The sequence below is a fragment of the Shinella zoogloeoides genome (assembly GCF_022682305.1).
In the GTDB taxonomy this organism is placed as follows: Bacteria; Pseudomonadota; Alphaproteobacteria; order Rhizobiales; family Rhizobiaceae; genus Shinella; species Shinella zoogloeoides_B.
Genome location: NZ_CP093528.1, coordinates 1,662,309 through 1,674,703, shown reverse-complemented (window position 1 = coordinate 1,674,703; position 12,395 = coordinate 1,662,309). Strand labels below are relative to the sequence as shown.

Annotated in this window: 10 protein-coding genes; 6 read left to right on the top strand and 4 right to left on the bottom strand. The window is 65.4% G+C overall.

Features of this window, described 5'->3' with window-relative positions; all coding sequences use genetic code 11:
* Positions 1-62: 62 nt before the first annotated feature.
* The 3 genes from glmU to MOE34_RS08620 form a co-directional block, all read right to left on the bottom strand.
* Positions 63-1,442 (bottom strand): bifunctional UDP-N-acetylglucosamine diphosphorylase/glucosamine-1-phosphate N-acetyltransferase GlmU, encoded by a 1,380-nt coding sequence (gene glmU, locus MOE34_RS08630; protein ID WP_242222917.1) that lies wholly within the window; start codon positions 1,440-1,442, stop codon positions 63-65.
* 80 nt (positions 1,443-1,522) lie between these two features.
* A complete protein-coding gene (locus tag MOE34_RS08625; protein ID WP_242223849.1) occupies positions 1,523-3,172 on the bottom strand; it encodes a Na/Pi cotransporter family protein in 1,650 nt (549 codons plus the stop codon).
* A 59-nt stretch (positions 3,173-3,231) separates the two neighbouring features.
* Positions 3,232-3,372, bottom strand: a complete 141-nt coding sequence (locus MOE34_RS08620; RefSeq protein ID WP_242222915.1) for a hypothetical protein — start codon at positions 3,370-3,372, stop codon at positions 3,232-3,234.
* Between the two features lie 82 nt (positions 3,373-3,454).
* Here MOE34_RS08620 and MOE34_RS08615 point away from each other — a divergent pair, with 82 nt between their 5' ends.
* From MOE34_RS08615 to lexA, 6 genes are all read left to right on the top strand, one after another.
* Entirely contained in the window at positions 3,455-5,341 is a 1,887-nt protein-coding gene (locus MOE34_RS08615; RefSeq protein ID WP_242222913.1) for a peptidylprolyl isomerase, read from the top strand.
* A gap of 15 nt (positions 5,342-5,356) precedes the next feature.
* On the top strand, positions 5,357-6,379 hold the full coding sequence (trpD, locus tag MOE34_RS08610; protein ID WP_242222910.1) for an anthranilate phosphoribosyltransferase: 1,023 nt from the start codon (positions 5,357-5,359) through the stop codon (positions 6,377-6,379).
* An 8-nt stretch (positions 6,380-6,387) separates the two neighbouring features.
* Positions 6,388-7,203, top strand: coding sequence for an indole-3-glycerol phosphate synthase TrpC (gene trpC, locus MOE34_RS08605; protein ID WP_242222908.1), 816 nt, complete (start codon positions 6,388-6,390; stop codon positions 7,201-7,203).
* Complete coding sequence (moaC, locus tag MOE34_RS08600; protein ID WP_242222906.1) at positions 7,200-7,682, top strand: cyclic pyranopterin monophosphate synthase MoaC; 483 nt, start codon at positions 7,200-7,202, stop codon at positions 7,680-7,682. The genes trpC and moaC overlap by 4 nt, the downstream gene beginning before the upstream one ends.
* Positions 7,682-8,905: a molybdopterin molybdotransferase MoeA gene (locus MOE34_RS08595; RefSeq protein WP_242222904.1), complete on the top strand. Its 1,224-nt coding sequence runs from the start codon at positions 7,682-7,684 to the stop codon at positions 8,903-8,905. Before moaC ends, MOE34_RS08595 begins: the two co-directional genes overlap by 1 nt.
* 93 nt (positions 8,906-8,998) lie before the next feature.
* A complete protein-coding gene (gene lexA / locus MOE34_RS08590; protein ID WP_242222902.1) occupies positions 8,999-9,721 on the top strand; it encodes a transcriptional repressor LexA in 723 nt (240 codons plus the stop codon).
* Here lexA and MOE34_RS08585 read toward each other — a convergent pair.
* A complete protein-coding gene (locus MOE34_RS08585) occupies positions 9,712-12,162 on the bottom strand; it encodes a ComEC/Rec2 family competence protein (RefSeq protein ID WP_242222901.1) in 2,451 nt (816 codons plus the stop codon). The two genes, lexA and MOE34_RS08585, sit on opposite strands and share 10 nt — an antisense overlap.
* Positions 12,163-12,395: the final 233 nt, after the last annotated feature.

The following is a 12,395-nucleotide window of genomic DNA, read 5'->3' as shown; positions in this document are numbered from 1 at the left end:
CGCAACACGGCCATGCTCACTTTCGATTGCAGGCGGTAATGTGGGCGCGCCCAATGCCCGGATTATTCGGCCGCTTTCTTCTTCGCGTCCTTGATGGCCTGGTTGCGCTCGCGGATGAGCACAGCCCGGCCCTCCTTGTTCTCCTGCCGGGCGCGGCCGAAGGCGACGGCGTCGTCCGGCACATCGGCGGTGATGACGCTGCCGGAGGCGACATAGGCGCCGTTGCCGACGCTGACGGGTGCGACGAGCGCTGTGTTGGAGCCGATGAAGGCGTTTTCGCCGATGCGCGTCACGAACTTGTTGATGCCGTCATAGTTGCAGGTGATCGTGCCCGCGCCGACATTGGTATGCGCGCCGATGAAGGCGTCGCCGATATAGCTGAGATGGTTGACCTTGGCGCCCGGGCCGATCTCGGCTTTCTTGATCTCGGTGAAATTGCCGACCTTCGCCCCTTCCCCCAGATTCGCGCCCGGCCGCAGGCGGGCATAGGGACCGATCTCGGCATCGGCAGAAACGTGCGCGCCTTCGATATGGGAGAAGGAATGGATGAGCGCGCCGCTTTCCACCGTCACACCGGGGCCGAAGACGACGTTCGGCTCGATCGTCACGTCGCGGCCGATCCTTGTGTCGAAGGAGAGGAAGACGGTTTCCGGCGCGATCATCGAGACGCCGTCGATCATCATTTCATGGCGTCGGCGCTGCTGCCAGAGGCGTTCGATGACGGCAAGCTCGGCGCGCGTGTTGCAGCCGGTCAATTCCTCTTCGGGGGCCTCGACGGCGATTGCCCTGCCCCCGGCCGCGCGTATCACCTCGACGATATCGGTGAGGTAGTATTCGCCCTTCGCATTGGCGTTGCCAATCCGGTCGATCAGGTCGAGCGCCTTGCGGCCGTCGATGGCCATCAGGCCGCCATTGCAATAGGTGATGGTGCGTTCGGCCTCGCTGGCATCCTTGTGCTCGCGAATCGCCAGCAGTTCGCCGTTCTCCGTGATCAGCCGGCCGTAGCCGGTCGGATCGGCCGTCTCGAAACCGATGATGACGACATCCGCGCCGTTCGCAAGACCGTCGCGCGCGGCGATCAGCGGTGTTTCGGTGATCAGCGGCGTATCGCCGAAGACAACCAGAACATCGTCGTAGCCCCTGGCGATGGCTTCGCGGGCCGCGAGTACGGCATGCGCCGTGCCGAGCCGTTCGGTCTGGAGGTGGACCGTGCTTGCGACGGCCGCATTCCGCGCCGCCGCCTCGACCTTTTCCGCGTCGCGGCCGAGCACCAGCGCGATCTCGGAAATACCGGCCTTGGCGAGCGCATCGACGACATGGGCTATCATCGGGCGGTTTGCGACCGGGTGCAGCACCTTCGAGCGTGAGGACTTCATCCGCGTGCTCTCGCCGGCCGCGAGGATGACGGCCAGGCAATTGCGTTTCGTGCGGTCTACGGTCATGGGAATCCCTCGTACGTCGGTCTTTCTCGCCGTTCCTTAGCAAAAAGCCATGGAAAGAGACAAAGGGATTTCTTCATGCCTCAGTTCGCGTTGCTGCGCAGGCGGCTTTCGGTGAGAAGGCCGTTTTCGTCGAGGATCGGATAGGCGACGGAGACGAGATGGGCGTTGACGCGCTTGAGGTCGCGCAGCATGTCGAGATGCAGCGAGCTGGTCTGGAGGCTGTCCAGCCGGCCATCGCGCAGGCGCTCCAGATGGCGTTCCGACGACTGCTTCTCCATGCGCCGCACATCCACCTTCACCTCCATGAGCTGGCGGGCAAGGCCGGAATCGCGGGTCACGAAAATGGTCTGGGCGATGCGCAGGTTCTCGATGGTCAGGTTGAAGAGGTTGGCGAGTTCCTTGTAGCCGTCCTCGGAGAATTTCAGGCCGTTGACGATCTTCTTGCGCACCTGCTCCTGAAGGCCCTTCTCGATGATGTCGCCGACATGCTCGAGATTGATGGCATAGTCGATGATGACGATGGAGCGGGCGGCGCATTCGCCGGTGACGCCCTGCCGTCCAAGGCGCGAGAGGTAGATCTTCACCTCCTGCTGCAAGGCGTCGACCTGGCGTTCCAACTCGCCGATATCGGCAAGCGGCGACAGGTTGTTGTCGTTGAAGGCCCGCATGGTGCGGATCAGCATGGCCTCGATGAGATCGCCGACACGCAGCACCTCGCGCGTCGCGCCGGACAGCGCGACGACGGGGCTGGCAAGCGCCGAATCGTCGAGATATTTCGGGCCGGTCTCCGGCTGCTTTTCTTCCGGCACCAGTTTTTCCATGAGCCGCGACAGCGCGCCGGACAGCGGCCACATCACCAGCGCCACGACGAGGTTGAAGGCAAGGTGCACATCGACCGGCAGCTTTGCGGCCGGGATGGGCAACAGCGCCAGCAGCTCGGCGACCTGCCCGGCGAACGGCAGGACGGCGAGGCAGCCTATACCGCGCACCAGGAGATTGCCGAGCGTCACGCGCCGCGCGGATGCCGCCGCCTTCGCCGTGGCGATGACAGGCGGCACGGCGCCGCCGAGATTGGCGCCGAGCACGAGGATGACGGTCAATGCAGGTGAGAGGATGCCCATACCCGCCAGCGAGAGGATCAGCACGACGACCGCGAGGCTGGAAGAGGAGATGATGGCGAGAACCGTCGAGAAGGCGAGCGCGGCCGGCCATGCACCGTCGAGCAGCTTCAGGAAGGCGGCGAGCGCCGGGGACTGGCGCATCGGCTCCGTGGCGAGGCTCAGCAGATGCAGGGACAGGAGCATGAGGCCGATGCCGACGAGCGCGGAGCCAAGACCCTGCCGGGCGGTCGAACTGCTCGACTTGTAGAGGACGACGCCGACGAGAATGATCAGGGGCGAGACCGATTCGATGCCCGTTGCCACCAGCCAGGCGGTGACGGCGGTGCCGACATTGGCGCCGAGCAGCACGATCTGCGCCATCCGCGCCCTGACGAGGTTCTTTTCCACGAAGGAGGCGATCATCAGCGCCGTGGCGGTCGAGCTTTGCAGGGCGACGGTTGCAACGAAGCCGCCGAAGAAGGAGCGGAAGGGACCGCGCGTTCCGAGCGCCAGCCCGGAGCGCAGCTTCACCCCGAAGGCCCGCGTCATGCCGTCCTTCACCTGCGCGAGGCCGAACAGGAGCAGCGCCACCGCGCCGAAAAGGTTGATCATGACGACCGTGGATTCCACCTCTTTATCTCCCTGCGCGACGGCCGGCGACAGACTCACCGGGGTAATCCTGCATCCGATCACGGATTTTCAAATTGTGACAGCGGAATAGGGCCGGATTCTGCCAATAATTTCATAAAAATTTCTTTTGCCGGCAAAAGAAATTGACCTTGGGCAACGCGTTTGCGCCATGCCCCGCTCCCGCCGGGCGCCACAGGCATGCTGCGGACTTCTATTCCCGCAAACTTTCCGTTAAGAGACGATCTCCGGCCGCATGACCGCGTATATGAGGAAATTTAGACGATGCTCGACGCCCTGAGACGCGCTTCCCAGACCTGGGTGGCAAAAGCCCTGCTGATCGTACTGGTCGGTTCCTTCGCTGTCTGGGGCGTTTCGAGTTCTCTTGTCACCGGCACGTCGAGCGCCGTCGTCACGGTCGGCGACGTCAAGGTATCGCCGACGGACTTCCGTCTTGCCTATGAGCGCCAGGTCGGCGCCATGTCGCAGCGCCTCGGCATGCGGCTGAACGCCGAGCAGGCCCGCGCCTTCGGCATCGAGAACCAGGTCTTCGCCGAACTCGTCGCGGGCGCTGCGCTCGACCAGCTTTCGCGCGACATGAATCTCGGTCTTTCCGAAGGCCGCCTCGCCCAGTTGATCGCCGACGATCCGGCCTTCCACGGCGCCGGCGGCCAGTTCGACCGCGCCGCCTTCTCGGCGATCCTGCGCAATGCGGGCCTGCGCGAGAGCGACTATATCAGCAACCGCAGCCAGGTCGCGATCCGCACGCAGGTCGTCGAAGCCATCTCGGACGGCTACAAGGCACCCGATGTGCTGACGGATGCGCTGCGCCAGTATCGCAACGAGGCGCGCAGCATCGACTTCCTGCTGCTCAGCAATGCCAATATCGACCCCGTCAAGGCACCGGCCGACGATGTGCTCGCGCCCTGGTTCGAACAGAACAAGGCGAAATACCGCGCGCCCGAATATCGCAAGTTCGTCTATATCTCGCTGGAGCCGAAGGACATCATGGACGCCTCGGCCATCACCGACGAGGCGCTTCAGGCCGATTACGAGAAGAACAAGGAAAAGTATCGCACGCCGGCGCTGCGCACCATCGAGCAACTGACCTTCAAGGATCGCGCCAGCGCCGATGCCGCTGCGGCCAAGCTTGCCGCAGGCACGACCTTCGACGCCATCGTCGCCGAACAGGGCAAGACGGCAGCCGACGTCCTGCTCGGCGATTTCACCAAGGCCAACGTTCCGGACCAGAAACTGGCCGAACCCGCCTTCGCGGTCGCGGAGAACGGCGGCACGACGCCGGTCATCGACGGCACCTTCGGCCCGATCATCCTGCGCGTGACGAACATCCGCCCGGAAGTCCTGAAGACCTTCGACGAGGTCAAGGAAGAACTGCGCAACGAACTGGCGCTCGCGGAGGCTGCCGACGGCATCCTCGCCGTGCACGACCGCATCGAGGACAGCCGCGCCGAAGGCCTCACTCTCGTCGAAGCTGCGGCCAAGAACAATCTGAAGGCCGTGACCGTCGAGGCGATCGATGCGCAGGGCAACGACCAGAAGGGCGAGGAAGTCGCCGGCCTGCCGGAAGAGGCAGCGCTGCTCGGCGAAGTGTTCAAGACAGATGTCGGCATGGAAACGCAGCCGCTCAATGTCGGCCGCGAGGGCTATGCCTGGTACGAGGTGCTCGACGTGATCCCGGATCGCGACCGCACGCTCGATGAAGTTCGCGACCGCGTCGTCGCGGACTGGACCGCCGAACAGCAGCGTCAGGCGCTCGCCAAGAAGGCGGAAGAGCTGGCGGAGCGCGTGCGCAAGGGCGGCGACCTCGCCGCGATCGCCGGCGAACTCGGCATGGCGGTCGAGAACAAGACGGGCCTGCACCGCGGCGCCGAAGATCCGGTCCTCGGCCCGGCCGCCGTGGCTGCCGCCTTCGCCGGCCCGCTCGGCCATGTTGCCAGCACGCCCGGTGTCGACGGCGAAGGCCAGATCCTCCTGAAGGTGACCGAGGTCAACGATGCGGCGACCGACGCGCTGACCAACGACGAGCAGCAGATCCAGGCCGTCGCGCGCACCAGCGGCGATGACATCCTCGACCAGATGGTCAGCTCGCTCCAGTCGGCCTACGGTGTCTCCATCAACCGTGCGCTCGCCGAACAGAGCCTCGCGCGGTAAGGGAAAGGGAGCCGCATGTCCGACCTGAAACCCTATATCGCCAAGGTCGCCGCCGGCAACGCGCTCGACCGCGAGGATGCGCGCGGCGCGTTCGAGATCATCATGTCGGGCGCCGCCACGCCCTCGCAGATCGGCGGCTTCCTGATGGCCCTGCGCGTGCGCGGCGAAACCGTGGACGAGATCTACGGCGCCGTCGGCTCCATGCGTGCCCGCATGCTGCCGGTAAACGTGCCGGCAGACGCCATGGACATCGTCGGCACGGGCGGCGACGGCGCGGGCACCTACAACATTTCGACGCTCGCGGCGATCATCGTCGCGGGCGCCGGCGTTCCCGTCGCCAAGCACGGCAACCGGGCGCTCAGCTCCAAGTCGGGTACGGCGGACGCCCTCTCCTGCCTTGGTGTCAAGCTCGATATCGGCCCGGCCGATATCGCCCGTTGCGTGCACGATGCCGGCCTCGGCTTCATGTTCGCGCAGTTGCATCACCCCGCCATGAAGCATGTCGGCCCGTCGCGCGTCGAACTGGGCACGCGCACGATCTTCAACTTGCTCGGCCCGCTCTCCAATCCCGGCGGTGTCAAGCGCCAGCTCCTCGGCGTCTTCTCGCCGCAATGGCTGGTGCCGATCGCCGAGGTGATGCGCGACCTCGGCTCGGAAAGCATCTGGGTCGTGCATGGTGAAGGCCTCGACGAGGTCACCACGACCGGCGTAACGCAGGTCGCGGCGCTGGAGAACGGCAAGATCCGCACCTTCGAGCTGACGCCCGCCGATTTCGGCCTGCCGCAAGTGAAGCTCGATGACCTGCGTGGCGGCGACGGCGCGCACAATGCGGCCGCTCTGCTTTCCGTGCTCGGCGGCGCGCATATGCCGTATCGCGATATCTCGCTGGCGAACGCCGCCGCATCGCTCGTCATCGCCGGCAAGGCTGAGACGCTCGGCGACGGCATGAGGCTTGCGAGCGAATCCCTCGAAAGCGGTCGCGCCCGCGCCGCGCTGGAACGCCTCGTTGCGGTTTCCAACGAGGGCGGGACGGACTAGGATTGGCCATGACCGACATTCTGAAGAAGATCGAAGCCTACAAGCTGGAAGAGATCGCCGCCGCCAAGGCGCGCGTCGCCCCCGCCGAGCTTCGCGCGCGCATCCGTGATCAGGAGCCGCCGCGCGGCTTCTTCGCGAGCCTGAAGGACAGGAAGGCCGAAGGCCGCTTCGGTCTCATCGCCGAGATCAAGAAGGCAAGCCCCTCCAAGGGCCTCATCCGCCCGGATTTCGATCCGCCGGCCCTCGCGAAAGCCTATGAGGCCGGCGGAGCGGCCTGCCTTTCCGTGCTGACGGACACGCCGAGCTTCCAGGGCGCGCCGGAATTCCTGACCGCCGCACGCGGCGCCTGCGCGTTGCCGGCGCTGCGCAAGGACTTCATGTTCGACAGCTACCAGGTGCTGGAAGCCCGCGCCTGGGGTGCGGACTGCATTCTCCTGATCATGGCCTCGCTTAGCGACGATGCCGCGAAAATGCTGGAAGACGCCGCCTTCTCGCTCGGCATGGACGTGCTGATCGAAGTGCACGACGAACCCGAAATGGAGCGCGCGCTCAAGCTGAAGTCCAAGCTTGTCGGCGTCAACAACCGGAACCTGCGCACCTTCGAAGTCGATCTTGCGGTTTCGGAGAAGCTCGCCGGCATGGTGCCGGAAGACCGGCTGCTCGTCGGCGAAAGCGGCATCTTCACCCATGCCGACTGCCAGCGCCTCGGCAAGGTCGGCATCTCCACCTTCCTCGTCGGCGAAAGCCTGATGCGCAAGGAAGACGTGGCGGCCGCAACGCGCGAACTCCTGACCGGCAATGCCGGCATGCTGGCCGCCGAATGACGAAGCTCACGCATATCGACGCCTCCGGCGAAGCCAACATGGTGGATGTCGGCGACAAGGGCGAAACGGTGCGCATCGCTGTCGCCGAGGCCTTCATCCGCATGGCGCCTGCGACGCTCGACCTCATTCTTAAGGGCGACGCCAAGAAAGGCGACGTGATCGGCACGGCGCGCCTTGCCGGCATCATGGCCGCCAAGCAGACCTCCAGCCTCATCCCGCTCTGCCACCCGCTGATGCTGACCAAGGTGGCGGTGGAAATCCGCGAGGATCTCGCCCTTCCGGGCCTGCGCGTCGAGGCGATGGCAAAACTTACCGGCCGCACCGGCGTCGAGATGGAGGCGCTGACGGCCGTCAGCGTTGCCTGCCTCACAATCTACGACATGGCCAAGGCCGCCGACCGCGAGATGGAGATCGGCGGCGTGCGGCTGCGCGAAAAGTCCGGCGGCCGTTCCGGTGACTACAAACGCGGAGACGCCTGATGGCCCTTCTGCCCGTTGCCGATGCCCTTGAACGCCTGCTTTCCGCGGCAAGGCCGGTGCGACGGACGGAAAAGGTCCCGCTTCATGAGGCGGAGGGCCGCGTGCTTGCGGAGGATGTAGCCGCCCGCCTTACCCAGCCGCCCTTCGACAATTCCGCGATGGACGGCTACGCCCTGCGCCATGCGGACATCGCCGTGCTCGGCGCCGTCCTCAAGGTCGTCGGCACCTCCGCGGCCGGCCACGCCTTCGAAGGCTCTGCGGGTCCGGGCGAGGCCGTGCGCATCTTCACCGGTGCGCCGCTCCCCGCCTTCGCCGATACCGTGCTTTTGCAGGAAGATGCCGAGGTGCTGGAGGACGGCCGCATCCGCACGACCTTCCTCACCCCGAAGGGCCGCCATATCCGCCCCCGTGGCCAGGATTTCTCCGAAGGAGAAATCGTCCTCAAGGCCGGCGACATGCTCGATCCGGGCCGCCTCACCGTCGCTGCCGCGATGAACCATGCGGAGCTGACCGTATATACCCGTCCCCGCGTCGCCCTTCTGGCGACCGGCGACGAGCTGGTACCGCCGGGCACGTCGCCGGGTGCAAGCCAGATCATCGCATCCAACACCTATGGCGTCGCCGCCATCGCCCGCAGCGCCGGCGCGGAGATCGTTGATCTCGGCATCGTCCGTGACGACAAGCAGGCAATTCTCGAAGCGGTGCGGAATGCCCTTTCCCTCGACATCGATGTGCTGGTGACGCTCGGCGGCGCATCCGTCGGCGATTTCGACCTTGTCCAGCCAGTGCTTGGCGAAGCCGGCATGGAGCTCGACTTCTGGCGCATCGCCATGCGTCCCGGAAAGCCGCTGATGGTCGGCCGCCTCGGCGAGATCCAAGTCGTCGGCTTGCCCGGCAACCCCGTCTCCAGTCTCGTCTGCTCGTTGCTGTTCCTCGAACCCCTCGTCCGCCGTCTTGCGCATCTGCCGCCGAAAACCCGCCTGCGGGACGCCGTCACGGCGGTGCCGGTCAAGGAAAACGACCACCGGCAGGACTATGTCCGCGCCCGCCTGGCTCGCGGCCCCGCCGGCGAACTGCTCGTCACCCCCTTCGGCAAGCAGGATTCCTCGATGATGAAGACCTTCGCGGAAGCGGAAGGCCTGCTGGTCCGGCCGCCCCAGGCTCCGGCCATGGCCGTGGGAGCGCCGTGCAAGGTTCTGCTTCTGCGCGAACCCGCACCCTGAGAAACATTATTGTATCAGCAGCCCCTTGCGGAACACATATGGAACAGATAGTGTCTGTTCTGGATTTGTTTCACGATTCTCGGTGGAGAGGCCATGCTGACGCGCAAACAACAGGAACTCCTGCTGTTCATTCATGAGCGTATGAAGGAATCCGGCATTCCGCCCTCCTTCGACGAGATGAAGGATGCCCTCGATCTCGCCTCCAAATCCGGTATCCATCGCCTTATCACGGCGCTGGAGGAGCGCGGCTTCATCCGCCGCCTGCCCAACAGGGCGCGCGCGCTGGAGGTGATCAAGCTTCCCGATGCCTATTCGCCGAGCCTGCAGCCTCGCCGTGGCTTCTCGCCGTCCGTCATCGAGGGCAGCCGTGGCAAGCAGGCCGCCCCGCCGGCCGCTCCCGCGCAGCGCACGGCCCCGGCGGAGATTTCTTCTTCCGTCTCCGTTCCCGTCATGGGACGCATCGCCGCCGGCGTGCCGATCTCTGCCATCCAGAACAACACCCACGACATCACCGTGCCGGCCGAGATGATCGGCAGCGGCGAGCATTATGCGCTGGAGGTCAAGGGCGACTCGATGATCGAGGCCGGCATTCTCGATGGCGACACGGTGATCATCCGCAATGCAAGCAGCGCCAATCCGGGCGAAATCATCGTGGCGCTCGTCGATGACGAGGAGGCGACCCTGAAGCGTTTCCGCCGCAAGGGTGCCTCCATTGCCCTGGAAGCCGCCAACCCGGCTTATGAGACCCGTATCTTCGGCCCCGACCGTGTGAAGATCCAGGGCAAGCTCGTCGGCCTCATCCGCCGCTACAATTGATCATCCGCTTCCGGCTCGAAGGTTGCCTTGCGCCAGTCGTAGGTGCGGTGTCGTGACCATGGGCGGCTGAGCGTCCCGACCGCGGCCGTGAATTCGGCGTTGGAGAGCGCGGAAGACGCTTCTCCTTCGGCAGGCTGGATTTCCATTGCGCCGCTACGCCGCAAGTGCCGGGCGGTCATAAGTCGCGCACCGGAGCGGCAGGTATCGAGCCGCAGGGCGAAGGGTACGACGACGAGATCCGACCCGTCGCAGGCAACGCCGAGGAAAGCGGTGTCCTCGATCGTGACGATCCGCCAGCCGCTGGGCGAGACGGCGGCGCAGAAGGCCTTTGCTTCGCAGACGAAGCGGCCCGTCTTCTTCGAGGCATCGATTGCGCCGGCCAGCGCGGCTTTTGCCTTTTGCCGATCCGCCTTGCGGCGAGGCTGTTCCCGCCCCTCCGCTTTCACCTCGGTCTCCAGCGTCAGTCCCGCCGTCTTGCGCATGTCCGGCTTGACCAGATCGCCGAGCCGGAGCGCACGCCGCCATTGATCGTAGATGAAGCCCGGTGGCCGGACCCGGTTCGTCGCCGTTGCCTCCCCGGACAGGATGGCGACAAGGCGGCCGTCCTCCGAGACCAGGACTTCCGGCGCGGGGCGGCCGCCGGGCGAAAAGGCGACGCCGATACCCGACAGGACAAGCAGCGCGCCGACATGGCGCAGGCGTGTGCGCAGGATGCAGACGAGACCACCGCCCACGCCGATGAGCAGGAAGGCGAGCGGTGGAATTCGGCCGGTGACGACCTCCCCCTTCCAGCCGGCAACCCAGTTCGACAGGGCAATCATCCACTCGATGCCTTTTCCCATGATGGCGAACGGGACCGCATCCAGGCCGAAGGGCATCAGCAGCACGGCGATGAGGCCGAAGGGCATCACGATCGTGCTGATGACCGGCATGGCGAACAGGTTGCCGGCGAGGCCATAGGCCGGGATACGATGGAAGTGGCCGATGGAATAGATCAGCGTCGCAAAGCCGCCGATCAGCGACGATAGGAGAAGCCCGCCGAAGAGGCGCCCGAGCGAACCACCGAAAAGCCGCAGCGGCCCTCCCCGGCTCTCCCGCCGAACCGGCCTCTCCCGCCAGGCCGCATAGCCGGCGACTAGGCCGAGCGTCGCCGCATAGGACATCTGAAACCCGGGATTGGTGACGGCCGACGGCGTGGCCGCCAGAATGAGGATCGCGGAGATCGCCACATTGCGCAGGCTGATGGCGGAGCGGCCGGCGAGCACGGCGACGAGCATCACGCAGATCATGATCCAGGACCGCACTGCCGAGATCGCGCCGCCCGAGACAAGGATATAGAGCGTGACCATGACCAGCGCGCCGGCGGCGGCGATCTTCCTTACGGGGTAACGCTCGGCGAAGCCGGGGATCGCGGCCATGAGCACGCGCGCGCCGACCAGGAACGTGCCGGCGGCCAGCACCATGTTGAGACCCGAAATGGCGAGGACATGGGCAAGCCCGGCCTGCCTTAGGGCCTCCACTGTTTCGGGATCGATGGCGCGCTGTTCAGCCGTCACAAGGGCGGCGGCGATCGCGCCGGCATCGCCGCCGATGCGGCCTCGAATATGCTCGGTAAGGTTGTTTCGCCAGGTGGCGATCTCCTGCCGTATCCGGTCGGTCATGCGCGCCTGAGCGACCGGAAAAGTTTCCGGCTTGCTGTAGAAGTAACCGACCGCGCCATTACCGGCGAAATAGGCGTCGAAGGCGAAATCGTTGAGACCTGCCAGTGCCGGCCCCGAGGGCGGATTGAGCCGCGCCCGTCCCTTGATCCCGCCGCCGATGGGAACAGAGGGGTGCCGGCTTCGGGCAAGCAGCGTCACGGTCTCCGGCATGCGCTTCAATGCGGGGTCGCGCGTCGTCTCAAGCGCGATACGATAGCGGATGGCGCCTCTTTCGTCGCTTTCCCGCGACAGAACCCGGCCGGCGATCTCCGTCGTTACCGGCGCATCGAGGATGACCGTATCGAGTCGCTGGCTCTCGGCCGCCGCCAGCAACATGCCGACGGGGATCAGGAACACGCCGCCCGCGGCCAGCGCAGTCCAGTCTTCCCGGTGACGCAACCGCCAGGCAGGCCAGAATGTCGCGAAGGCGAGCAGTCCCAGCATGAGGGGCGACGGGTCGGACGCGATGGCAAACCAGAGTGCCGCCCCCACTCCAAGGAAGACGGGAACGAACAGGAAGAAATGCCCATGCGCCCGCTCCTGCGCAAAGTCGGGAGCAAGTGTCCGCCGCTCCGGCAGCCGACTGCCGAGCCGGGCGACCATACGCGACAGTCGGGCGGACCATGTTCTTCGAGGCGACGGCGGCAAGGACACCGGCGGTGCGCCGCCATGTTCGACCGTTGCCCGCCAGCCATAGGCTTCGGGCGCCTCCTCGCGCTCCGCGATCTTCCCCTCGGCCATGTCCCGGCCCCTCTATCCCCTTTCCATTGTGCAATCGAACGAGGAAATCTTCAATCGCCAGTATATATGACAATTGCTAAGCCAGACAGAAAGGATGCGCCCTCCATAATCTGAAGAGCACTCTCAAAGGTTGCTTGCAACTTCGCATAAAGGGTAGATATTGCGTTGCCGGAAAGCCTGTTTCCGCAATGCACAATTTGCCTTTCGTATCGCTTGGCAGGGTGCCGTAAATG